This window comes from Marinobacter guineae (genome assembly GCF_002744735.1).
GTDB classification, from domain to species: Bacteria; Pseudomonadota; Gammaproteobacteria; order Pseudomonadales; family Oleiphilaceae; genus Marinobacter; species Marinobacter guineae.
In genome coordinates this window covers 1,009,346-1,032,982 of record NZ_KZ319340.1, presented here as the reverse complement: position 1 = coordinate 1,032,982, position 23,637 = coordinate 1,009,346, and the positions used below count along the sequence as shown (strand labels likewise).

Annotated in this window: 20 protein-coding genes; 5 read left to right on the top strand and 15 right to left on the bottom strand. The window is 57.2% G+C overall.

What is annotated here, in order from left to right:
- Positions 1-28: 28 nt before the first annotated feature.
- The 6 genes from CLH62_RS12750 to CLH62_RS12725 are packed head-to-tail and all read right to left on the bottom strand — an operon-like array spanning position 29 to position 4,979.
- Positions 29-937: a LysO family transporter gene (locus CLH62_RS12750; RefSeq protein ID WP_099618520.1), complete on the bottom strand. Its 909-nt coding sequence runs from the start codon at positions 935-937 to the stop codon at positions 29-31.
- Positions 938-966: 29 nt separating this feature from the next.
- Positions 967-1,338: a PA4575 family protein gene (locus CLH62_RS12745; RefSeq protein ID WP_099618519.1), complete on the bottom strand. Its 372-nt coding sequence runs from the start codon at positions 1,336-1,338 to the stop codon at positions 967-969.
- Positions 1,339-1,350: 12 nt separating this feature from the next.
- The gene (locus CLH62_RS12740) at positions 1,351-1,671 is read right to left on the bottom strand and encodes a DUF2288 domain-containing protein (protein WP_099618518.1); all 321 of its coding nucleotides are present in this window, start codon (positions 1,669-1,671) and stop codon (positions 1,351-1,353) included.
- A gap of 40 nt (positions 1,672-1,711) precedes the next feature.
- Complete coding sequence (locus CLH62_RS12735) at positions 1,712-2,125, bottom strand: response regulator (RefSeq protein ID WP_099618517.1); 414 nt, start codon at positions 2,123-2,125, stop codon at positions 1,712-1,714.
- Positions 2,115-3,263 carry a response regulator gene (locus CLH62_RS12730; protein ID WP_099618516.1) on the bottom strand — a complete coding sequence of 383 codons (1,149 nt, stop codon included), beginning with the start codon at positions 3,261-3,263 and terminating at the stop codon, positions 2,115-2,117. The genes CLH62_RS12735 and CLH62_RS12730 overlap by 11 nt, the downstream gene beginning before the upstream one ends.
- A gap of 27 nt (positions 3,264-3,290) precedes the next feature.
- Entirely contained in the window at positions 3,291-4,979 is a 1,689-nt protein-coding gene (locus CLH62_RS12725; RefSeq protein WP_099618515.1) for a diguanylate cyclase, read from the bottom strand.
- A 104-nt stretch (positions 4,980-5,083) separates the two neighbouring features.
- Here CLH62_RS12725 and CLH62_RS12720 point away from each other — a divergent pair, with 104 nt between their 5' ends.
- Complete coding sequence (locus tag CLH62_RS12720) at positions 5,084-6,877, top strand: sensor histidine kinase (protein ID WP_099618514.1); 1,794 nt, start codon at positions 5,084-5,086, stop codon at positions 6,875-6,877.
- Positions 6,864-8,933 carry a GAF domain-containing protein gene (locus CLH62_RS12715; RefSeq protein ID WP_099618513.1) on the top strand — a complete coding sequence of 690 codons (2,070 nt, stop codon included), beginning with the start codon at positions 6,864-6,866 and terminating at the stop codon, positions 8,931-8,933. Before CLH62_RS12720 ends, CLH62_RS12715 begins: the two co-directional genes overlap by 14 nt.
- A 46-nt stretch (positions 8,934-8,979) precedes the next feature.
- On the opposite strand, the gene CLH62_RS12710 is transcribed toward CLH62_RS12715, so the two are convergent.
- The 3 genes from CLH62_RS12710 to CLH62_RS12700 all read right to left on the bottom strand — a co-directional run bounded on the left by CLH62_RS12710 (position 8,980) and on the right by CLH62_RS12700 (position 14,430).
- Positions 8,980-9,519, bottom strand: a complete 540-nt coding sequence (locus CLH62_RS12710) for a ferritin-like domain-containing protein (RefSeq protein WP_099618512.1) — start codon at positions 9,517-9,519, stop codon at positions 8,980-8,982.
- A gap of 98 nt (positions 9,520-9,617) precedes the next feature.
- Positions 9,618-12,380 (bottom strand): aconitate hydratase AcnA, encoded by a 2,763-nt coding sequence (gene acnA, locus CLH62_RS12705; protein WP_099618511.1) that lies wholly within the window; start codon positions 12,378-12,380, stop codon positions 9,618-9,620.
- Between the two features lie 232 nt (positions 12,381-12,612).
- On the bottom strand, positions 12,613-14,430 hold the full coding sequence (locus CLH62_RS12700) for an ABC transporter ATP-binding protein (RefSeq protein ID WP_099618510.1): 1,818 nt from the start codon (positions 14,428-14,430) through the stop codon (positions 12,613-12,615).
- Positions 14,431-14,573: 143 nt separating this feature from the next.
- On the opposite strand from CLH62_RS12700, the gene CLH62_RS12695 reads away from it, so the two are divergent.
- On the top strand, positions 14,574-16,028 hold the full coding sequence (locus tag CLH62_RS12695) for a hypothetical protein (RefSeq protein ID WP_099618509.1): 1,455 nt from the start codon (positions 14,574-14,576) through the stop codon (positions 16,026-16,028).
- A gap of 123 nt (positions 16,029-16,151) precedes the next feature.
- Here CLH62_RS12695 and CLH62_RS12690 read toward each other — a convergent pair whose 3' ends face one another.
- Positions 16,152-17,600 (bottom strand): rhomboid family intramembrane serine protease, encoded by a 1,449-nt coding sequence (locus CLH62_RS12690; protein ID WP_099618508.1) that lies wholly within the window; start codon positions 17,598-17,600, stop codon positions 16,152-16,154.
- A gap of 321 nt (positions 17,601-17,921) precedes the next feature.
- On the opposite strand from CLH62_RS12690, the gene CLH62_RS12685 reads away from it, so the two are divergent.
- Both CLH62_RS12685 and CLH62_RS12680 read left to right on the top strand, forming a co-directional pair.
- The gene (locus CLH62_RS12685) at positions 17,922-18,362 is read left to right on the top strand and encodes an OmpA family protein (RefSeq protein ID WP_099618507.1); all 441 of its coding nucleotides are present in this window, start codon (positions 17,922-17,924) and stop codon (positions 18,360-18,362) included.
- A gap of 312 nt (positions 18,363-18,674) precedes the next feature.
- Entirely contained in the window at positions 18,675-19,319 is a 645-nt protein-coding gene (locus CLH62_RS12680; protein WP_170005799.1) for a DUF2202 domain-containing protein, read from the top strand.
- Between the two features lie 70 nt (positions 19,320-19,389).
- On the opposite strand, the gene CLH62_RS12675 is transcribed toward CLH62_RS12680, so the two are convergent.
- From CLH62_RS12675 to CLH62_RS12655, 5 genes are all read right to left on the bottom strand, one after another.
- Complete coding sequence (locus tag CLH62_RS12675; RefSeq protein ID WP_099618505.1) at positions 19,390-19,791, bottom strand: MAPEG family protein; 402 nt, start codon at positions 19,789-19,791, stop codon at positions 19,390-19,392.
- 2 nt (positions 19,792-19,793) lie between these two features.
- On the bottom strand, positions 19,794-20,036 hold the full coding sequence (locus CLH62_RS12670; protein WP_048496660.1) for a GlsB/YeaQ/YmgE family stress response membrane protein: 243 nt from the start codon (positions 20,034-20,036) through the stop codon (positions 19,794-19,796).
- 95 nt (positions 20,037-20,131) lie between these two features.
- Complete coding sequence (locus CLH62_RS12665) at positions 20,132-20,830, bottom strand: lysophospholipid acyltransferase family protein (RefSeq protein WP_099618504.1); 699 nt, start codon at positions 20,828-20,830, stop codon at positions 20,132-20,134.
- 48 nt (positions 20,831-20,878) lie between these two features.
- Complete coding sequence (locus tag CLH62_RS12660) at positions 20,879-21,475, bottom strand: class GN sortase (protein WP_099618503.1); 597 nt, start codon at positions 21,473-21,475, stop codon at positions 20,879-20,881.
- On the bottom strand, positions 21,472-23,472 hold the full coding sequence (locus tag CLH62_RS12655; protein WP_228152856.1) for a marine proteobacterial sortase target protein: 2,001 nt from the start codon (positions 23,470-23,472) through the stop codon (positions 21,472-21,474). The genes CLH62_RS12660 and CLH62_RS12655 overlap by 4 nt, the downstream gene beginning before the upstream one ends.
- Positions 23,473-23,637: the final 165 nt, after the last annotated feature.

Below are 23,637 nucleotides of genomic sequence, written 5' to 3'. Positions count from 1 at the left end.
ACCGCAACTTGCCTTGCACTGCGTCAATTTATCCCAGCGCCAGAAACACCCCCATCAGTACCGGTGACAGAAACGACAGCAGAAAGCCCGAAGCAATGGCCACCGGCACGCAGGCCAGGCCACCACTGCTGCGGATCACCGGAAGTGTAAAATCCATGGCTGTTGCACCACCGTAACCAATTGCCATTGCCGGCCGGCCCGCGATCAGCAGGGGAATAATGGCCAGCGCAACAATCTCCCGGAGCACATCGTTCAGGAAAGCAACACCCCCCCAGGCCGGTCCCAGAGCATCGCCAATCACGATACCGGACAGCGAATACCAGCCGAAACCGGACGCCAGGGCCAGGGTGTCGTGCCAGGGCAATCCCAGCCAGGGCATGAGTGCGACTCCGGCCAACAGCGAACTGAGGGTCAGAGAGAGCGCAATACCCAGGCCCTGGCGGTTCATCAGCAGTTTGCGCAGCGATAACCCCGCATTGCGCAACTGAAGCCCGATAAGAAACAGCAGCAGCATCAAGGCCCAGGTCGCCACCTGTTCCGCCATCGGCATGTCCGGCAACAGGTAATAGCCGGCAAGCAGGCCAGCCGTCACCGCCAGCAAGGGTTTCAGACCGGCAAGGAACAGCCTGCGGTAACCCGGGCTGATGTCCCCTTCCGGGCGCTCAAGTTCCATAGGCTGCCAACGGTGAAACATCCACAGGCCAATCATGTTGGCGACAAACAGGACCAGCACCAGCGCCAACACCTGAGCAGCCATGCCACCAAGCTGAGACGCCAGCCCCTCCATCTGGCCGAGGCCAAGGCCGAGCAACGCCAGGATGAAATAGACCAGGGCCTCGACGGTGTAATGGATCGCCGTCATGATCCTGCGGCTTTCAAGGGAAAGGGCGAACCCCAGGAACAGGGGTGCCAGAATAAGCAATGCTCCGGTCAGCATGGGATCCTCAAGAGGGGTAAAGACGGTTGTCAGGCCAGCGGATCGAACGGGTCGGAATCGGCGTCAGATTTGCCTGCGTGCTCGGCGTCAGCCGTTCCAATCGTTCGAGCCAGTCGTTGGGCAGTAACAGACCAGACGGCATAATCGCCGGGGCAGGGCTCGTAACCCTTGCCCATCATGGTGCCAGCGACACTGCGCAATACCGATTCGGCGCGGGCCTGGGTTTTCCAGGGGCCCCGGCGGAACTGGCCATCAGGGCGACCCTGATCCGGGCCCGCCAGGGCCACGAGACCCCAGAGGCCATCGCCCACCGGCCGGATGTGCAGCTCAATCCGCTGCCCCCCCTGAAGCATCACCAGGTCCCTGAGCGGGCCCCGGCCGTGAAAATAATGCAGCTTCATGGTGCCGGACAGTCAGTGCAGAACATGGCCGGACCGGTCCTGAACGAGAATCCAGGGCGCGATAACAACGGCCCACAGCTCGGCATTGCGATCGTACCAGGCTTGCCCTGTCTCCGCCGTAACCGCACCGACCTTGCCCTCAGTCATCCACCGTTCGAAAAGACTCTTGTTGTCAGCCGACAGTTCGGTGGCAACGTCCAGCAGGTCCAGCTCCGGTGCCACATTCACCACCTGGCCCCGGGCAAAATAGGTCTGTAACTCGTGCCAGTGGATACGTGAGGTCTCAAGATTCAGCTTGGCTTTCAGTTCGTCCCGGGACGCGGAGGATGACATGGTTACCTCTTTCATCAAACAATAGCTCAGACCGGCCAGACTACCGGAAATTGCTCTCTGCCGCATCTGTCAGGATCTGGGCAATCTGTTCCGACAGGGTCATGGGGTCGAAGGGTTTGGGAATCACGCCGATCGCCCCGAGATCCCGGTATTCCTCGATTTCCGATCTCTGAAGCCTGGCAGTCATAAAGATGACTGGCACTGCTTCCAAACCATCTATCTTTCGGAGTGCCTGCATCGTCGTGGGGCCATCCATTCCCGGCATCATCACGTCGAGTAGAATCAGTTCAGGCTCGAACCCGGGGGCTCTCTCCACAGCTTCAGCCCCGGACTCGCAAATCGCCGTTGTAAAGCCGCCGACATCCACCAGGGCAATTTCCGCGACTGCCCGAATATCCGGATCATCCTCAACATACAGAATCGTCCGGGGCAGAACTTGCTGCTCATTCTCCATTACCTTTCTCCCCCTCTGTTTCCTTGGTTTCCATACCAATGCGCCGAAGCAGCCTGCGGCATTGCTCGGAACCCTGCTCGCCTGATGCCAACAGAGAAGCAGCACGCATGATCAGCCGTTCCTCACGAGTGCAATCGTTGGGCAGAAAATGAACAGCTCCAATCAGTTCCCGGACACCCAGGGGCAATCGCCACTGGACCTTGAGCCGGTTTCCATAAGCCTGGGCCCAGTCCTCCAGGACCTTTTCCGCATCTGCCGCTCCGATCTCACCTCCGGCTGCAGCATACTGGTTGAGTACCTTGAGAACAGCGAGCTCTCCCAGGCGGCTGAGTAATCCGGCTTTCTGGAGCAGAACGGGTTGTTTTTTCAGCCTGATCGCCAGTCGCTGGGCCTCTTTAGCCACCTGCAAAGCGGCTTCGTGGTGGGCTCTGGCAAGCTCGCGGAGCGGCTCATGTTGCAGCTTGTTGGATACATCCAGCGACAGCGCCAAAGCCTGGTTCAGTGCCAGAGGTACGCCCAGCGAGCCGATAGCGTCTCTAAGGGTTTCTACGGGCTTGCCGGAACGCCTGAAAGAGCTGCTGTTGGCCACATCCAGCAAGCGGGCGGTCAGACTCGTCTCTTCCCGCCAGCGTTCAGCCAACTGAGCGGCAGACAGATCCCCCTCGCGACCGATCAATTCAACAATATCCGCAGGATCCACGTCGGAGGGCAACTGAATCACTTCTTCCAGTGAATCACGGAGTAATGTTTCAAGGTCCGGCGCTTCGGAGGTTTGATCGACTTTCAATAGTTTTCCAAGCCGTTCGTGGAGATTCGCCACATCGAAGGGTTTGGTCATGTAACCGTCGATCCCGTAATGAGCCGCCTGCAACACAGACTCCCGATCAGAGCGACCAGAAACCATGACAATGGGAACATCACGATCCAGTTCCCGTATCTGTCTGACGAGTTCCAGACCCGATCCATCCGGCAGATTTCTATCCGCAATATACAGGTCAAACCGGCTGTTTTTCACCTGATTGAGCGCTTCACCCAAAGTCTCTGTGAGTACAACAGACACCCCCGAGTACAGGCCCGCAACAACAGTTTCGAGCAATTCGGCAATGAGATCGTCGTCTTCAAGAATAAGCGCTTTCAAATGACCACCCTAAACGTACAACGGACATTATTTGGAAGAGTAAACAGTGACCCCTTTACGGCCACCGCGTTTGCGCTCATAAAGCGCCTGATCGGCGGCATTCAGGGCATCCTCACCGTTGGTGAAGTCATTGATCGCGGCAATGCCGGCACTGAGAGTAACCTGATAACTGGACTCTCCCGCCACGAAAAAAAGTGCAGAAAAGCTCTCACCTATTCCACGAATCAGCTCTGTCGCCGAAGAAACATCACACTCAGGTAAAACCACCAGAAATTCCTCGCCGCCGTAGCGACCGATCATATCAGTCTCGCGCAACCGGTTTCTCAGCAGATTGGCCAGAGTGCGAATTACGATATCGCCCTGCGAGTGGCCCCAGGTATCGTTTACCGTCTTGAAATGATCGAGATCAAGCATAACAACGCAGGACCGCTCACCACTCCTGCGACATCTTGCTAGCTCTTTTTCGACCTCTTCCTTGATCAATGAATGTTTCAGAAGACCGGTCAAACTGTCCCGATTCATCAGTTCGGATAGCTGGCGGGCCCGGTAGCAACGAATACGCACCGACCGAACCAGATAACTGTCCGAGACCGGCTTCATCAGGAATTCATCCGCACCCTTCGACAAAGCCTCCAGCTGATTCTCAGGATCGTCCTCAGAAGACAGATAGATGATTGGCAGGCTCAACCATCGTGGCTCGAACCGAATCAGGCGGGCGAGAGTGACACCGGAGTACTCGCCAATCTGAACGTCCATAAGGACAATGTCCGGTTCAAAGTCTGCAAGATTGGACATCAGGTGAAGAGGCTCTGACACCGCTTGTGCCTCAATACCAGCCGCCTGCAATACCAGGCAATAGTGTTCGGCCAGCTCGGCATCGTCTTCAACGATCAGCACGCGCCCCTGCACATTGGCGCTGCGTTCAATGGCCAGCGACTCAATCCTTTCGGCAAGTTCAGGTATGTCCACCGGATCCGGGAAGAATGCAAACGCTCCAGCCTCGGCCACTCTATAGCGGTTATGGAAAGAATTATCGCTGCCAAGGCAAATGACTGGCAGCCGACGACGAGAGCTTTGCTCAAAAGACGTGTTACGTAAGGACATGACATCTGAAAGAGCGGATTCCCGACACAGAATGGCCGCTGCTCCGCGAACTTCCGCCAGTGCGTTACCAAGGGCGCCGGCATCATCACAGTTTACGCTGGTGAAAGAGAAGCCATACGGAGCCATCTCCTTTTCCAGCATCGCAAGGCGTTCATCGCCCTTTTCCACGAGCAGAACACTCACCTGCATGCCCTGGCTACCCTTGTAGGTCGCGGGCTCCTCGGTATAGCTGCCAGCCTGTTCAACCGCCTGACTCTTGACTTCAACAAGCTCAGCCAGCGCGTCTATTCCATCGGCAAACCCGGCCGGAATATCGACGGGATGGGCGACAGTATCATCAAGAGCACCAAGCTCCTCAGCCTGAACTTTTAGCTGTTTCTCCAGGGCTTTGGCAGCTTCGCCTAGCTCGGGCAGGCCGAAGGTGCCAGCAGAACCGGACAACCTGTGCAGGCTTTGGTAGCAAAACAACAATCCATCGGCAGAGAACTCGCCACGCCGGGTTTTCTCTGCCAATGTTCGCAATTGCTGGATATCTTCTTTGGCCCGCTCAAGAAATCTTTGCCTGAGCACCTCCAGCCGCGAAGAAATCTTGCCTGTCGACTCCAAGGCCACATCAATACTCCTGAAAGGCTATTTGCCACGTTCAAAAACTCTATTACTCTCTCGGTAATGAAAACACGTTTAAACTGTTCCGGCTACGACCTGAAGGACTAAATTTGAGGAATCTTTCCATTGGCAGCCGAGTTGCGCTGATCGCTGTCCTTACCAGTTTTTTAACCGTCGTCGTTCTTTCAGCGACCGCCTACAACGAGCTGATCCGGGATTTTGAAAACGTTCTCACTCAGCGCCAGCTTCTGGACGCCGAGTCGGTCGCCAATCGAGTCGATCAGGATCTCCAGGTGCGCATACAGGCTCTGGGCGCTTTCGCCGCAACTCTGACGGATGGCAACAACCGACTCCCACAAGATCGCATCGAGGCACTGCTCGGTCGGCAACCGGCTTTATCCGACTACTTCAGGGCAGGCCTGCTGGTCTTCGATGAAAACAGCGTGGCAATCGCCGAGAATATTTACGTGCCCAATCGCATAGGGACCGCCTACGCTGACCGGCAGCATTTTCGCGAAGCCTACAAAACCCGGGAGCCCGTTATCAGCCGGCCGATTATTGGCAGGACAACCGGGCTTCCACTCCTCTCTTTTCTTTACCCAATCGAGAGTGACGATGGGGATTTGCTTGGATTCGCCGGCGGGATCATCAACCTCGCTGAGTCCGGGATCATACCGAAACAGGAGGACGTTTCTTCCGATGCCCTGTTCAAGGTCATTGATACCAACCATTTTGTGCAGGTGGACACTCTCTCCGGTACCAATCCAATGCCAGATCTGCCGCCACCCGGGGAGAATCTGATTATTGATGCAGCACTGTCCGGCCAGACCTCCGGCGTTGTTTCCGATTATTCCGGTAAAAAGTGGATCTACGCCACACAACATCTTGAACGCGTGGGCTGGATGTTTCTCAGGGCAGTGCCCTACCAACAGGCAACACAACCGGCACGGGCCTCTTTCGACAAGTTCCTTGCCGCCAGTGCCGTGGCTCTTCTGGCACTGGCAGCCATAGCCTGGCTACTCGCCCGGGCAACAACCCGTCCATTGGAAAAAATGTCGCTCAGAATACGGCAAATGGCTACGGAGGGTTTCGCGGCGAACCGATTGTCTCTCAATGGCCCGCCAGAGGTCCGAAACGTAGCCCGCGCCTTTAACAAGCTTATGAAGGAACGAGAGGCGCTGGACATCATGAAAGACGATTTTATCTCAACCGTCAGCCATGAGCTGCGCACTCCTTTGACCTCAATAAATGGCTCACTGAAACTTCTGCGTTCGGGCGCAGCGGGCAAACTGCCGGATAAAGCTGACTCGATGGTCGACGTTGCTTTCCGGAATAGCGAACAGTTGCAGCGGCTGATATCAGACCTGTTGGATTTCAATAAAGCCATGGCAGGACAGATGCCCATCGGTCTTGAGACCGTTGATCCTGCGAAAGCAATCAGGGATGCCTGCGATGGCAACGGGGCGATGGCGAAGCACTACCGTGTCCGCCTGAAAGTGGGGAACTGCGCAAAAAAATTCGTCAGCGCCGACCCATCCAGACTCCGGCAAATTCTGGATAACTTCATCAGCAATGCCATCAAGTTTTCTCCTGTGGATGGTTCCGTCCGCATCTGGTCAGAATCAACCACGGACGGGATGGTTCGAATAACGGTATCGGACGAGGGCCCAGGCGTTCCGGATAGTTTCCTGCCCCGGCTGTTTCAGCGATTCTCCCAGGCCGAATCAGGCTCCACAAGGGCCAAAGCGGGAACCGGTCTTGGGCTGGCCATTACCCGAGAACTGGCCGCCCTTATGGACGGAGAGGTCGGCTACGACTATCACAACGGTGCCCATTTCTGGGTAGATCTCTCTGCCATCGATACAAAAATTCCTCAAACCGGAGGCGACCATGAAAAGCCCTGATTTTCCGCCAGACGAGGCCCACAGGATGACCGCCCTGGAGGAGCTGAAGCTGCTGGACACCCCTCCGGAAGAGCGTTTTGATCGTCTTACCAGGCTCGCTGCCCGAACATTCGATATTCCGATTGCGTTGGTATCACTCATTGACCGTGACCGGCAATGGTTCAAGTCCCGGCACGGGCTTGAAGCACCAGAAACAGCCCGGGACATTTCTTTTTGCGGCCATGCCATTCTGCGCGAGGAACCCCTGGTTATTGAAAATGCCCTCAACGATGAACGCTTTGCTGATAACCCCCTGGTAACCGGCGGCCCGAATATCCGCTTCTACGCTGGCGCACCACTCCATGACCGACATGGATACCGGGTTGGTACCCTGTGTGTGATTGATAGCAAGTCCAGACAGTTCTCGGATGACGATAAAACCACACTGAGAGACCTGGCCGACCTGGTTGAGCGTGAGTTCGGTTTTGGCGAACTCGGCCATTATTACGATGAACGAAACCAGGCCATGAACCTGCTGACCGAAATCGCCCTGGACAGTGAGGGCGATGCAGGCCAGAGGGCGACTCGCGCACTAGAAGCAGCCTGTGACTACCTGGGGGTTGAGACTGGCATTATCAGCCGGATTACCGGCGATGCGTATACGGTTCACTGGCATGTTACAAAACTAAAGGGAACGCTTGAGAACGGAGCCACCCTGCCGCTCCACCGCACCTATTGCTCCCTGATGCTGAAAAGCGGGAGGGTGTTTGCCATTGATAACATGGGGCAATCCAGTTACCGGAGCCATGAGTGTTATGAGGCGTTCGGTCTCGAGAGCTATCTGGCTGCGCCAGTCTGGGTAGATGACCGGATTTTCGGAACCATCAACTTTTCTTCCCCGACTCCGCGTACCCGCCCCTTCACGGCAACCGACAAAATGTTCGTCACTCTGCTGGCAAGATGGGTTGCCGATATTGTTTACCAACAGGAACATACCGAAACCCTGAACAAGCTGATGAACCAGGTTCCTGGCATGTTGTATCAGTATCAACTATTGCCAGACGGCAGAAGCACCTTCCCCTACACGAGCCCGGGAATACAGAACATTTACGGTATTTCCGCTGAGGATGCTGCAAAGGATGCCTCACCAGCTTTCTCCCGCATTCATCCAGAAGACGTGGCCGGCGTTGCCGATTCCATCCAGGCCTCGGCTGAAACGCTTCAGACCTGGCAACACAAATATCGCGTTACAGGGCAGGATGACACCTGGCGGTGGGTAGAGGGACATGCCAACCCGGAGGCTTTACCGGATGGGAGTGTATTGTGGCATGGCTATATTTCCGATATCCATGAACGACAGATGGTCGACGAGATGAAGAACCAGTTTATTTCCACGGTGAGCCACGAATTAAGGACGCCTCTCACGTCCATTTCCGGCTCCCTCGATCTTCTTCTGGGCGGCACAACCGGCAAACTATCGGAAAAAGCGACCAGAATGCTGGAAATCGCGAAGAGAAATAGTGAACACCTGAAACACCTTATCGGTGACCTGCTTGATATTGAAAAACTGGTCAGCGGCAACATGCCTATTGAAGCGTCGAACCAAGACGTAGGAACGTTGGTTGAAGAGGCTCTGGAAGAGATGCAGCCCATGGCCCGCCGTTATGGCGTAGCCGTCAAGTTGGCCAGTCGGGAAAACGCGCTTTTGGGTTTTTTTGACCGCAGCCGTCTGGCCCAGGCTATTACCAATCTGGTTTCCAACGCCGTCAAGTTCTCTCCCGACCGTGGAGTTGTCAACGTCAGCATCAAACAGCTGGATCAGGAAATCCGGATTGAAGTCAAAGATGAGGGTCCAGGTGTGCCTGAGAGTTTTCGAGACCGGATATTCCAGAAGTTTGCTCAGGCGAACGGATCATCGTCACGCAGCAAGGAGGGCACCGGTCTGGGGTTGGCCATCACCCGCGAATTGATGCATGCGATGGGTGGAGAAGTCGGCTTCGACTCTGAAGAGGGCAAAGGTGCCTGCTTCTGGCTAAGCCTGCCACTGGCCGGGCCCAAGGGTAAAAGCGCCACCTGACAGGCAGCGCCCACACTCGTTACTGGCATTACTGGCCCGCGATATTTCAGCTGTCCAGCCCTTCCAGAAGACCGGCCATATCGTCAGCGTGCTCTTCTTCCTGGGCCAGGATTTCCTCAATAATCCGCCGGGAGGTGGGATCCTGGTCGCCGAGGTAGCGGGCTATCTCGCGGTAGCTGTCAATGGCGATCCGCTCCGCAACCAGGTCCTCGACTACCATGTCCCGGAGCGTCTCTCCCTCAACGAATTCCGCATGGGACCTCGTTAACAGACCTTCCGGCGAGAAGTTCGGTTTTCCCCCCAGTTGCACAATACGTTCCGCCAGCCAGTCAGCGTGCTGCTGTTCCTGGTCCGCGTGCTCCAGGAATTCCTGGGCAGCAACATTGGCGTTGATGCCCTCGGCCCGGAAATAATGGCTCTTGTAACGCAAGGTGCAGACAATTTCGGTCGCCAGCGCCTCGTTGAGAATCTTCACCACGTTGTCGCGGTTGGCACCATAGCCTTCGGTAAGGGCCCCATCCTCAATATGCTTGCGGGCTCTTTCGCGAAGGGTTTTCACATCGGTCAGAAACGGTTGATCAGTCATAATCTCTCTCTCGTTTCTCATTGGAGTTTGGCTTGAATTTGGCTTGGCGGATGAATCCGGCATAGCGGCGGACCGCTATGCCGTCTCAACCAGTGCAATCAGGCAGTGCGCAGCATCTCCCTCACAACGTAATGGAGAATGCCACCATGCCGGTAGTAAACCGCCTCATTGGCGGTGTCGATCCGTGATTTAAGATCGCAGGTCTCAGTCGAACCGTCCTTGTACTTCACCGTCATCTTCAGGGTCTGGCCGGGCTTGATATCGCCCGACAAGCCTTCGATGCTGATGGTCTCCTCGCCAGTCAGCTTCAGGCTCTTGCGGTCCGTGCCTTCCGGGAACTGCAACGGCATCACACCCATCCCGATCAGGTTGGAGCGGTGGATGCGCTCGTAGGATTCGGCCACCACGGCTTCGACACCCAGCAAACGGGTACCCTTGGCGGCCCAGTCACGGCTGGAGCCGGTGCCGTATTCCTTGCCAGCAATGACCACCAGTGGCGTACCTTGCTCCTGGTATTTCATGGCGGCATCGTAGATGGCCATCTGCTCACCGTTCGGCACGAACCTGGTAAAACCGCCTTCCACCCCGTCGAGCATCTCGTTCCTGATGCGCACGTTGGCGAAGGTGCCCCGCATCATCACCTCGTGGTTGCCCCGGCGGGAACCGTAGGAGTTGAAGTCTTTCGGCTCCACACCGTGCTCCTGCAGGTATTTACCGGCAGGGGTGTCCGGCTTGAAGGAACCGGCCGGTGAGATATGGTCCGTCGTCACCGAATCACCCAGCAGCGCCAGAATGTTGGCGTCCTTGATGTCCTCGATGGCCTCAGGCTCTTCGCCCATACCCTCAAAGAACGGCGGATGCTGGATGTAGGTGGATTTGTCGGACCACTCGTACACCTTGCTTTCCGGCACCTTGATGGCCTTCCAGGTAGCGTCACCCTCAAAGACTTCACCGTATTCCTTGCGGAACATATCGGTCTTGACCTTCTCCACCGCTTCGGCAATTTCCTGCTGGCTGGGCCAGAGGTCTTTCAGATACACCGGATCGCCGTCTTTGTCAGTGCCCAGGGGCTCTTTTGACAGATCCAGACGAACGTTACCTGCCAGCGCATAGGCCACCACCAGGGGCGGCGAGGCCAGCCAGTTGGTTCTCACCAGCGGATGCACCCGGCCCTCGAAGTTCCGGTTGCCGGAGAGCACCGAGGCCACCGTGAGGTCACCATCAGTAATCGCCTTTTCAACCGCCTCCGGCAGTGGGCCGGAATTACCGATACAGGTGGTGCAGCCATAGCCCACCAGGTTGAAGCCAAGCTCGTTGAGATCGTCCTGAAGACCGGCAACCGCCAGATAGTCGGTGACTACCTTGGAGCCGGGCGCCAGGGAAGTCTTGACCCAGGGTTTGGTACTCAGGCCTTTTTCCACCGCCTTCTTTGCCATCAGGCCTGCGGCCATCATCACGCTGGGGTTGGAGGTATTGGTGCAGGAGGTAATGGCGGCAATGACCACCGCGCCCGGATCAAGCCGGCTTTTCTCTCCATTCATGTCCAGCGGCTGGCTGGCCGGATGCTCGAAATAGGCACTCTGGGCGCCAATGGCGGTCCCGCCGCCTTCCGATTCCAGCCTGGCTTCCCGGATCTCCGCCGGGCCTTCTGCGGTTTCCATCACCAGTTCAAAAGACGATTTCATATTCTTCAGAGCAACCCGGTCCTGCGGGCGTTTCGGGCCCGCCAGACTGGCTTCCACCTCACCCATGTCCAGTTCCAGGGTGTCGGTGTAGACCGGTTCGTGGCCGGGCTCGCGCCACAGGCCCTGCGCCTTGGCATAGGCTTCTACCAGCTCAAGCAACTCCTCATCACGACCGGTCAGGCGCATGTACTTGATGGTTTGCTCGTCGACCGGGAAGAAACCGCAGGTAGCGCCATATTCCGGCGCCATGTTGGCAATCGTGGCCCGGTCAGCCACCGGCATGTCTTTCAGGCCGTCGCCATAGAACTCAACAAATTTCCCGACCACGCCTTTCTTGCGCAGCATTTCGGTCACGGTGAGCACCAGATCGGTGGCCGTGATGCCTTCACGTAGCTTGCCGGAAACCTTGAAGCCCACCACTTCCGGAATCAGCATGGAGACCGGCTGTCCCAGCATGGCAGCTTCCGCTTCGATACCGCCGACACCCCAGCCGAGGATGCCGAGGCCGTTGATCATTGTCGTATGTGAGTCGGTACCCACCAGAGTATCCGGGTAGGCAATGGTCTTGCCACCCTGCTCTTTCTGCCAGACAGTCTTGCCCAGGTACTCCAGATTTACCTGGTGACAGATACCCGTACCCGGCGGCACCACACGGAAATTGTCGAAGGCCTGTTGCCCCCAGCGCAGGAACTCGTAACGCTCCTGGTTGCGCTCCATCTCGATGGCAACGTTGTCCTTGAACGAGGACGCATCGCCAAAGTTGTCCACCATCACCGAGTGGTCGATCACCAGATCCACCGGCGACAGCGGGTTGATCATGGCCGGATCCTTGCCGGCGGACTTCACCGCCTCGCGCATGGCAGCAAGGTCTACAACGCCGGGCACACCGGTGAAATCCTGCATCAATACCCGCGCTGGACGGAACTGGATTTCGGTATCGGAATTGCGCTCCTTGAGCCACTGCACCATGGCGTCGATATGGCTCCGGTCTACCGTGGTACCGTCTTCATTGCGCAGAAGGTTTTCCAACAGCACTTTCAGTGAGAACGGCAAGCGACTAAGATCGCCCAGAGATTCCTCTGCCTTGGGCAAGCTGTAGTAATGAAAGGTTTTGCCGCCAGCGTCGAGGCTGGAAAGGGTATTCAGACTGTCTTTGCTGACACTTTCATTCGACATGTGGTGCCTCCTTTTTCGTCGTTATGCGAACATTGCGGAAGGCTTTGGTGAAGCCCTTTCATCAACGTTCCAGCCGGAAAACCGCTCGGTACCCGAGAAACAGACTGATGGAAGGACTCCTCAACGTGAAGTCTCCTTTAACTATTGCAGCAATTAATGAGAGTTCAACCGCAGGCCGATGAATGTTTGGAATCACTGCGGTGAATATCAGACCAATGTCGGACGCCGATGACTACAGCTGCCGCTCGCCATAGAGTTGGGCATACAACCCTTCCAGGGCAATCAGCTCATCGTGATGACCTTCTTCGATGATGCGCCCGTCTTCAAAAACACAGGCGCGATCTGCCCGTTTAACGGCACTGAGCCGGTGGGCGATGATGAGTGTGGTTCGCTGCTTGAGAAACGCTTCGAGATCCCGGTGCAGCTGGAACTCGGTTTCCGCATCCAGGGCCGAGGTTGCCTCATCCAGAATCACGACCGAAGGCTCTGACAGAATCATCCGGGCGATGGCCAGCCGTTGGCGCTGGCCACCGGAAAGCCGGACGCCTTGGCGACCGATCACCGTATCCAGCTTATCGGGCATCGCCTCGACGGTGGGGTGCAGCTGGGCAATCCGCAAGGCCTCCCACAGCTCCACATCGGGTTTATCCCTGCCCAGGGTCAGGTTCTGGCGTACCGTGTCGTTAAACAGCGCCGGATGCTGCAGCACAGTGGCGACATGCTCCCGGAGGCAGGGTAAACCAATCCGCTGAACCGGAATCCCGTCAATCAGCACATCGCCCTGTTGCGGTGTGTACATACCGAGAATGATCTGTACCAGGGTTGATTTGCCGCCGCCGCTGGCGCCGACCAATGCCACCTTTTCTCCCGGCGCCAGATCCAGGCTAATGCCCCGGAGCACCTGCTCGTCGCCGTAACTGAAATGGATATTCCTGAGCGTCAGGCCGACGGTATGGCGATCACGGAAGGGATTTTCCAGCGCCGGATAGCGGGGCTCCTCTTTCAGCTCCAGCAGCCGGTTGATCCGCGCCAGGGCCGCATTGGCGGCGAACCAGGCGTATTGCATATTCAGAATTTCCTGAACCGGTGTGAGCATGAACCAGAGGTAGCCAAAGATGGCGAACATCATGCCGATGCTCAGGTCGCTGAACAGCACCGTAATCATCGCCGCACCCCGGAAGGCATCGACACCGAACTGGAACAGGGCAAAACTGGCCCGGCTGGCGGCGTCGCTGCGCCATTCAAACTGGATGGCGTGGTCGCGCACGTTGCGGGCCCGGTCGATCAGCTGGCGCAGGTAGTGTTTCTCCCGATTGGCGGCCCGCAACTGATGGATGGCATCCAGGGTTTCCGTGAGGTCACCCTGGAACTCCTCGTAGGCACTGTTCTCTCGACGTTTAAGCTCTTTTACCCGTTTGCCGATCAGAATCGTGGCAAAAATCACCAGGGGGTTGAACAGCAGGATCAGCAGGGCCAGCTGCCAGTGCACCCAGAGCAGAACAATAGCCGTGCCGAACACCGTGAGACTGGCCACCAGGAACCGGCTGATGGTGGAACCAAGAAACTGGTCAATGGTATCCAGATCGGTAATGAAATGGCTGCTGATAGCGCCGGAGCCCCGGGTCTCGTATTCCGACATGGCCACCCGCTGCAACCGACCCAGCAGGCGCGAGCGGACACGGAAAACCACATCCTTGGAGACCTTGGAAAACTCCCGGGACTGCAGAACATTGAACGACAACGCTGCAACCCGGAGCAGGAGCGCGGCCAGCACCATGACGCCTATATATACCGCCGGCATTTGCCAGCCCGCCGGCAACAGGGAGTTCATCACCGGCAACACCGGGCCCGGCTCATCCAGTAGCACTTCATCCACCAGAACGGGCAGCAGCAGGGGCACTGGCACGCTCATGATGGTCGCCACAATGGCCAGCAGATTGGCCCGGACCAGCCGGGGCTTGTGCTTGAGCGCAAGCGCAAAGATCTCCCGCCAGGTGTATCGCTGCCGGGAGCTGCTGGTGCCGGTTACGCTGTTCTTCTGGTGTTCCAAGAAACCTCCGGATTGAACATCTGCCCGTTGGAATACGCCCGGGAACTGACAATAGTCTACCTGTTAACTGGTTTGCTGCGATCACTACAGACATCTGTCATCATAAGTGACCGATTTTCTGATGGACCAGGACACACGCACCTGTGAAACACGATTGCCACTATCACCCTGGCGAGCCCGCCAAATGGCACTGCGGAGAGTGCCAGATTCATTACTGCAGTCGCTGCATGCCCGATGCCGATACCCGGCAGCGCCGCGCCCTCTGCCCCAACTGCAACAAGGCCATGCGTTACCTGGGAGCGGCCACTGAAGTGGTGCCCTTCTGGCAGCGACTTGGTGCATTTTTTCGTTATCCCTTCCACACGGATCCACTGATCGTTATTGCCATCTGCACCCTGGTGCCGGTGATTGCACCGGCCAACCTGATTGGCATCCTGATCTGGCTGGTGCTCGCGCTTGCTCTGTTCAAGTACACCTATGCGGTGATCAATCACACGGCGGAAGGTCACCTGAAACCACCACCGGTGTCGGTTGCGTTTACCGGCAGCGGGTTTGATATCGTCATCCTTCAGCTTTTGGTTTTCGTTCTGATGGGCGGACTGGTGACCGCGGCGGCCATGCTGGGTGGTCCAATCCTGATGCTGCTGACCCTGGCCTTTGTAGTGCTGGCTCTGCCAGCCAGCATCATGGTTCTGGCCATGGAGCGCTCGGTGGGTGCGGCGGTTAACCCGATGAATCTGGCGGTACTGATTTCCCGGATTGGCACCCCCTACTTCCTGCTCTATGGCTACCTCATCCTGCTGACGCTGGCCTCCGGCGCCGCCCAGGACTTTGCAGTCAATCATTTTCCGATGTGGGTGGCCCAGCCACTGGCCGGCTTCCTGAACAGTACCTTCACCCTGATCCTGTTCCACATGCTCGGTTACCTGCTGTTCCAGTATCAGGAGGAACTGGGATTTGCCTCGGATCTCCAGGATGAAACCGCCGGCCAGGATACCCACCAGCGGGACCGTACCGCCCGTTTCGACGCCGACATCGATATGAACCTGAAAGACGGCAACTACGATCGGGTTCAGAGCATGCTGAAGGAAGCACTGAAGCGTGACCGGGACAGCGCCCTGCGGATCGGCCAGCTCTATCAGCTGCTCACGGCCCGCAACGATACCGCCGAGCTGTACCGCTACCACCCCAGAATCCTGGGCTGGCTGGCTGACCGCAACGACGGTGAAGGTATAGCCGAATTGCTGAACACCCTGCAGCAGGCAGAACCTGGCTTTAAGGTGGAAGACCCCGAACTGGCCGTACGATGTGCCCGTTCACTCTACCACCGTGGCCAGTTCAAACCGGCCCTGCGGCTGCTTCAGGATTTCCACAAGCGCTTCCCGGACAGCGAACAGCTGGCGCCGGCTTATCTTCTGGTCGCACAGACCCTGGCGAATGGACTGTCCCAATGGGAAAAAGCCACGGCTTTCCTGACGTTTATCCAGAAACGCTGCGTGAATCATCCAGTGCATGAACAGATCGCGATTTACCTCAAACAAGCCGAGAACAAAGAGCCACTGAAGGGCCCCAAGGCTTCCTTTTCTGTTCAGGATTAGGGTCGGGGATTGGAGGAGGCCTCCCAAAACCGTGCGGAGCCATGGATGGCGGAGCCGAGCGTACAGGGAGGTATTCACAGCGTGTTTTGGGAGGCCTCCTCCAATCCCCGGCTTCCCCCAAGGTCAGCCCGCGTGCAACAACTGCCGGTAATGACGCGCTTTCGGGGTCATCTGGCGCTTTTCAAATTCTTCCGCCAGCAAACGGCAGGCTTCCGTTGTCAGTAGTTCATCGCCTGTGCTTTTGAGCCTTTCAAAGGCTTTCTCTGCGGCTTTCAGATCATGTTGCTTCAGGCTGGTGAACAGCACGCGGTTATGGTCTTCCGCAGACAACGGCTGATAGCTCTCCCCTTTACCCAGGTATTCCTGCCAGATGGCAATCATCTTCTCCGGCTGACGTCGACTCAGGGAGTCGTTCATCAGTTCCCGGGTGCGCTCACGGTAGTGCGGCAGGTCTGGCCGGAGTTTGGCCAGGTGGTAGAGATGTTCCAGCAGGATGGGTCGTTCCGGATAGTGCTCGCGCAAGGCTTCGAACTGGCGACGGGCCAGGTCAAACTCCATTCGGCCCAGGCTTGCCATGGCCTGGGCGTAGCCGGTGGTGAAGCGGGCATCCTGTTCCTCCTCTTCAGGCTCGAAGAATTCCTCTCGAACCTGCAGCCAGCTTTTGCCTAGCAACCAGACCAGGCCGGCGCCGGCTATCAGACCACCAGCATGAGCCATATAGGCGATGCCGGTGGCACCGGCAAACCAGTAGTCGTAGATCTCCTTGCCCAGCCACACTGGCAGTATCGCGATGGCCGGCGCCCGGAAATAGTTGAAATAGACGCCGAGGAAATAGAAAAACCGGATTTTCTGTAACCCGTAAATGGCCACGTACATGCCCATCAGCCCCGATATTGAGCCGGATGCGCCCACCAGAGGAACCTGGCTGCCGGTGGAAAACGCAGTGAACACCAGGCCGGACAGGGCACCACACACCAGGTAGGCAAGCAGGAACTTGCCCGGGCCCAGAGCCTTCTCAACCGTGAAGCCCAACAGAAACAGGAACACCAGGTTACCGATGATATGGCCCCAGCCTCCGTGCAGGAACTGGTAGGTAATCAGGGTATAAAGTGACAGATCTGCGGGCACCAGGCCCAGCTGGTTCGCACTCAGCTTCTGGACGTAGTTCAGCTCGATGGCACTGCGCTGTTCCTGCCAGTGGCTCCGTTCGGCCGAGGCCCAGATCACATCCTGGTTCTGCAGCAGATAATGATAGAACTCCCGGTCCATCAACAGGTTGATCGCCAGCCAGAAGTTCTCGTTTTCCTCCCGGAGTTGCTGGAACTGCTGAAGTTCGTAAACCCGGCTCTCCTCGCCTTCGAACTGGATCTGGCGCTGCAGATAGTCCTCGTAGGCCGGTGCCTCGAGAAGGTGGAGGTCGGCATCCAGATATTGCTCAACCGCCAATTCAAGCTTGCGGCTGTCGCCTCCCTGGTAGAACAGAAAAACGAGCAGGCAGGCCATCATCAGACCCAGAGTGACCCAGGGCGGGCGTTTCCAGTTGACGGCGTTCTCGGCGGGGATAATCAGCATGGGCGGTCACAATTCGTCATAATCTGTCCCTGAAAGTGTGTTTTTTACCACAGCTACGCCTTCTTTTCGCGCTCAAATGGAATCCGGCGCAAAGGTCATCCCGGGTCAATACCGGAAATGTGCACCGCCCCACAGAGTCGTTACGGCTGTTAGTACAACCGGGGCTGTCATTTCATCGTCACAGAAATGACATTAAATCGGTGCCACCAAGGGAATGTGCCAGGGCCCTTATCGACCATTCGCCAATTGCCGTTATTTCTGCTCCAGCCAATAGTGAACAGGAATAACAAGAAAAACCGGATAGAAACAAGGATTCTGCAGATGACCGTACTCGTATTGGATAACCCGGAGCTGATTGCCAAAGCAGCAATTGCAGCCGGTTTCGACCCTGCGGCCCTTGAGGCCGGGAACAAGCGACCACACCGGATGAAGTTTCATTACGGCTTCAACAAGCATTCGCTGGACACAGGTGACATTGCTTTCCTGGAACAACACGCCGCTTACCTCAGACAGCACCCTTCGGTCAGCGTCAGGATTCATGGCCACTCGGACAATTTCGGCACCGAAGACTACAACGGATTTCTGTCCCGGTTACGGGCCAACGCGGTCGCACGGATTCTCATGCAGGAAGGCGTGCCCGAATCCCGGATTCTAATGGCTCACTGGGGGTCAACCCGCCCCCTGGCAACACTGGAAGACCACGCAGCCAATCGGCGCGTTGAGCTGGAATACCTGACCCTGGATGTTGCAAGGGCGCTCTGAAAGACGAAACCGATCGAGTAAGCCGGCCCCACGGCATGTGACATGTCACTGGGCCGTGTGCCGGCTTTTATAACCCGTTTCAAAACATCAGAATCAGGCAAACACTTCGTGGACGTAAATCTGAATAGTTCCGTTTTAATTAACGTAAAGCAGAAACTCCCTGTAAAATCCAATAATTATTAATCTTTAAAAACAACAGGTTAATCACAAAAAAGAAAGCAAACTTACATTTATTTCACGAACCTTTTCCTCCTGACCATCGTCTTAGTCATGTATCCAGGGTTTAACCATTACCTGACTAGAGAGGTCACTATGAACGCAAATCCCTTCATCACTGCCGCCGTAATCGGTTCAATGTTTTTCGCTACCGCCTCATTCGCTGCCGGTGGGCCGCGCAGCGGCGACCAATCAACAAAGAAGGTCGAAGCGGAAGACCTGACAACGATTGAAGTCAGTGACCTGCAATTCATGCGGGAAGAAGAGAAGCTCGCCCGTGATGTATACCTGACGATGGACCAGTACTGGGGGACCCAAACGCAGGTCTTCGCCCAGATTGCACTTTCCGAAGAAACCCACACCAGTACTGTCAATTATCTACTGGAGAAGTTTGGCGTTGAGGATCCCGTAGTCAACGACACAATTGGTGTCTTCACCAATGATGAGCTTCAGGCGCTCTATAACGAACTTGTCGCCAAAGGCAAAAATTCCCTTATCGACGGTCTCCTGGTCGGGGGCCTGATCGAAGAAAAGGACATGAGAGATATCCTGGCCGCCATTAACTCCACTGATGAGCGCGCGATCATCCTCGCCTACTCCAATCTGCTGGATGGTTCCAAAAGTCACCTGAAAGCGTTTGTGAGCGTGATCGAAGCACAGGGGCTGACTTACGAGGCGCAGGTTCTGGATGCCGAGGAAATAGAGCTGATTCTTGATGATGAAAGCCAGGTTGAGGACTGAACCTGCCTCAAAACCCCTGTCCTGAAAACAGAGCGGGGCGGCCACTGGCCGCCCCGCTCTGTCTGTTACTTCACCCGTAAACCTGCCAGACGTTCCACAGCAATAGCACCGCAGCAATCAGAATGGCCAGCCAGGTCAGCAGAATGCCGATCATGCGGGCCTTGTGAGGACCGCCACGGCCATTAATCATACCAAAGGCGTGGAGGATGCGGCCGACGACCAGCGCCATGCCCGTCCAATAGATCAACCCACTGGCCACACCATTGAGCTCTGCGATAGCCAGCATGATCAAACCAAGGGGGGCGTACTCAATCAGGTTGGCATGAGCCCGCACGGCGGCCTCAAAATCCCGGTCATCGGTAACACCAAGACCCTTGCGGTATTTAAGGCGGAATTTGACGACCTGAGCCGACAATACCAGCAAAAGAATGCCAATAACTGCGGCAAACACTCCGGTAACGGGGACGATCATGCTCAGCCCTTCTTGATTGCGCTAACAATGGCCAGCAGCAGTATTGCACCAACGGTTGCGGTCACCAGCTCACCAACTGCACCCTGGGCCGCCAGGCCCAAAAGGCGAAATACAAAGCCACCGAGGAAGGAACCGACAATACCAATACCGATGTTGGCCAGAACACCAAAGCCACGGCCTTTCATGATAAGTCCGGCCAGCCAGCCGGCCACACCGCCAATAATCAGAAACAGAATCAGATTCATCTCTTGCCTCTCCCTGAGGGTCTTTGAACGAAACGATCTTTCCCGCAAAGACTGCCCTGTTTCCGCTGGTGCTTCAAGCACTTCCGATGCTCGGATCAGAGGGTGGCGATGGCTTCCGCCATTTGCCGGTGGCACCGCGCCATCAGTTCAGGGATGTCGTCAACCGTCAGGCCTTTGGTCTCGATTGGAGGCAGGATCCGGACCGCAACCGGCTCTCGCCGGCCGCTCCAGCCGAGGGCCTTGTCCTGATACTCCTGGGCACACACAATGGTAATCGGCGCTCCGGATGCAACGGCAGCGTGAAAGGCGCCTTTCTTGAATTTCTGGAGGCCCCGCCCCCGACTCCGGGTTCCTTCCGGGAACACCCAAAGACTTTTGCGGTCTTTCGCGATGGCACTACTGGTGGCCTGCATCACGGCGATCGCTTTATGGGAGCGGCCGCGGTTGAGGATAACGTTGCCTCCGAGCCAGAACACCTGGCCAAAGAAAGGTACCCAGACCAGTGATGACTTGCCAACCGTCACGGTGCGCGGCGGTAACAGATCGCCCACTACAAACAGATCATCATTGTGCTGGTGGTTGGCGATGACCACCGTCGGCCGCTCTGTCGGTAGGTTCTCGCGCCCTTCCAGAGTTCTGTCCATGCCAAGAATCGCCCTGCCCACCCGGGCCACAGTCCTGCCCAGCAACCGGTTGTTATCCGGATTGAATGGCCGGGCCACATACAACACCAACGCAAACAGACAGATCACCGGCACGCTCAACCATGCCAGGAATTTTCTAATAACGCCCATGTACCACAACTCTGCAACCAAACTATGGCGCACAAGTGTACGCCAACCTTATATCCCGGCAACAGTGTCAATTTGTTCCCGGGGGTAACGGTCTCCGGAGATGCGCGCGCGCACCACATACCTGAGCGGGCCGCCGGGATCGACACTGTTGAACGGATAGCAGGTCACCAGCAACAGGGTGCCGTCTGGCAACTGCTGGGTATCGATGAGCTCTGAACGGCTGTCCACCACCCGGGCGTTTTCGACCCGGTAACTGCGCCAACGGCCATTGCGGCCCTGAAGCCGGATCTCGTTGCCGGTCTCCAGCGCCTTCAGCCCACGAAAATGGGTATCCCGATGCCCTGCGATAACCACCGCCCCGCTGTTATTGTCATCGCCAGTCAATTGGCCGGGACCGAATGCCAGGCTCTCACCATGGGTGCCAGCCAGAACGATCATCGAGTCGTTCAGCACCGGCATCGCCAGACGGGCAACCGGCCAGGTATCCGCCCAGGGCCAGGGCCGTGAGTCAGTTTGCCGGGCCTGGTTCTCTGCCCAGGCGAGCTCGAGCATTTCCTGGGCGAGGACGGCCTTGAGCGGAATCCATAACCCGAATACCAACAAGGTAGCTGAGCTGGTCAACAGTAAAAGCAGCAATCTGGTCACGGGAACGCCCTCCTTTGCAGCAGCACAATCGCAACAGAGAACATCAGCCCGACCAGACCAAGAGCGATCAGCAAGGGCGCAGCGGTTGCGGTTTGCGGATACCGAAGCATGCCCGCCTGGCTCCCCGCCGGCCGCAGCGTTGGCAGATTGTCTGAGGCCAACGGCGTTTCCGTCGTTCGAGCCGGCGTTGCATCAACCGCCACAAAACTGGTGTAGGCCGACATCAGTCCATGCGCGACCGCCAGCTCGGTAATAGCCGCTTTATCAGGCTCCTGGCCTGATACCCTGGCTTCATCCTGCAGACTGTCGATTTTCTCTCTCGCCCAATGGCGATGAAGCCCGGTTCCCGGCGCTGCCTGCTGCAGATCCAGGGTCTTCAACCAGTTCCGCCCACCCGGCAGCCGGCCCGACACCTTGAGCTCGCCCATGGCCGCAACGCCACGCACTGCATGAATCAGCGGTTCGCCCTGAAACAAATCGCCTGGGCGCCGGGGAAAACTCTCAATACCCGTTTCCTGGCCAGGCCACTGCACCTGGATATCCGTCAGAACCGGTGATTCCATGGCCGCGAACAGCCTTTGAAGCGGCCCGCTCACATCCGACGGCGAGTGAATCGCGGTATAGGTACCTCGCCCCCAGCGAGCGGCTTCACGCATGAAATGCCGGTTCGGGGCCGAACCGATAGCCACCGTAAACAGACGCTGATCGCCCAGCTGCTGACGGATCTGACGAAACAGGCTTGCTTCATTACCCACCGCACCATCGGTGATGAAAATCACCTGGCGCACCCGTGGCGTCTCTTCCCCGCTGCCCTCGCTATCCTTCAAAGCCAGAGACAGCGCCGGTGCCATTTCGGTGCCACCGTCAGCCCTCAGGCGATCCACATACTGACGGGCACGGGCAAGGTTGTTCCCGGTGGCGATCTCCGGCTGCATGAACAGAGCGTGGGTCTGACTGTTGAACTGGATAACATTGAACCTGTCCCGGGATGTCAGGGTTTGCAGACCCGCCTGCAAGGCACTGCGGGCCTGGCGGATGGATTCCCCGGCCATGGAGCCTGAAGTGTCGATCACGAACACCAACTCCCTTGGCAGAACGCTTTTGCCAGTTTGACCAGGCACCAGCATGGCCAGCAAAAAATCCTCGCCCTGCCATGACTGGTGAAACACCGCCGCAGAAGGTTCCCGCCCCGCCAGCGGCCGCCAGCGCACCACAAAATCCCGGTCCATCAGGATCTCGCCCTCAGCGGGGCGCACCGTGACCGACTGGCCATCCCGACTGGTCGCCAGCTGGTGAGACGGACTGGAAACCGCCTCAAGCGGCAGCCCGGCATCAATCAACAACTCAATCGACGCCCGGTGGCTGTCCCCTGCCACGTCACCGGGATTGACGGTAAAGGGGCTGATCGCATCGGCATCCGCCACCTGCGTCGTAGGCAGAGCCCAGCCACTTTGCCACTGATCGGATAGAGACTGGATGGGGGCTCCCGGGACATAACGGGGCGTCAGCGTGGTCGGAATACTCAGCTCAAACACCCCGGCCTGGAAGCCGACCGGCTGCTGATACTTCAACTCCACCGACACCGTCTCCCCGGGTGGAATATTTGCCAGCCGGGCGGTAAACAGATTCGGACGCTGCTGCTCGACATTTGCCGCATGCTTACCCGCACTTTTCGCCTTCTCGTAGGTCTGCCTGGCAACCTCCCTCGGCTGAACCTTCCCCTCAATGGTCCGCTCCCCCACCTTCATGGTAAGGCCATACACACTGGCCTTTTCCGGAAGCGGAAACACAAACACTCCCTCCCGCCACTGATCACTGGTGTTCCGGAAACTGCGCAACAGCCGGGTGTCGGCAATCAACCCGCTGACCCGAATGTCGAATTCACTGTCCAACACCAGCGCCGGTTCCTGCCATTGACCCTGGCCGTCAACGAAGTGCAACTGGCCGACGTTGTCTGTTTCATTCGCCTCGGCATAAAGAGGATGCACAAACAGCATCAGCAAGACAGCGAACCAGAGGCTTATCCCCTCCCAAACACGCCTGGAGTTAAGTTTCTGAAAGCGCGTGAAAACTGAGGCAAGTGCGCGGCTCTTTCCGAAACCGTGCAGAGCCATGGGTGAAGAGCGAAAGCTCTTCACGGGCAGGCCATGGACGGCCTGCCC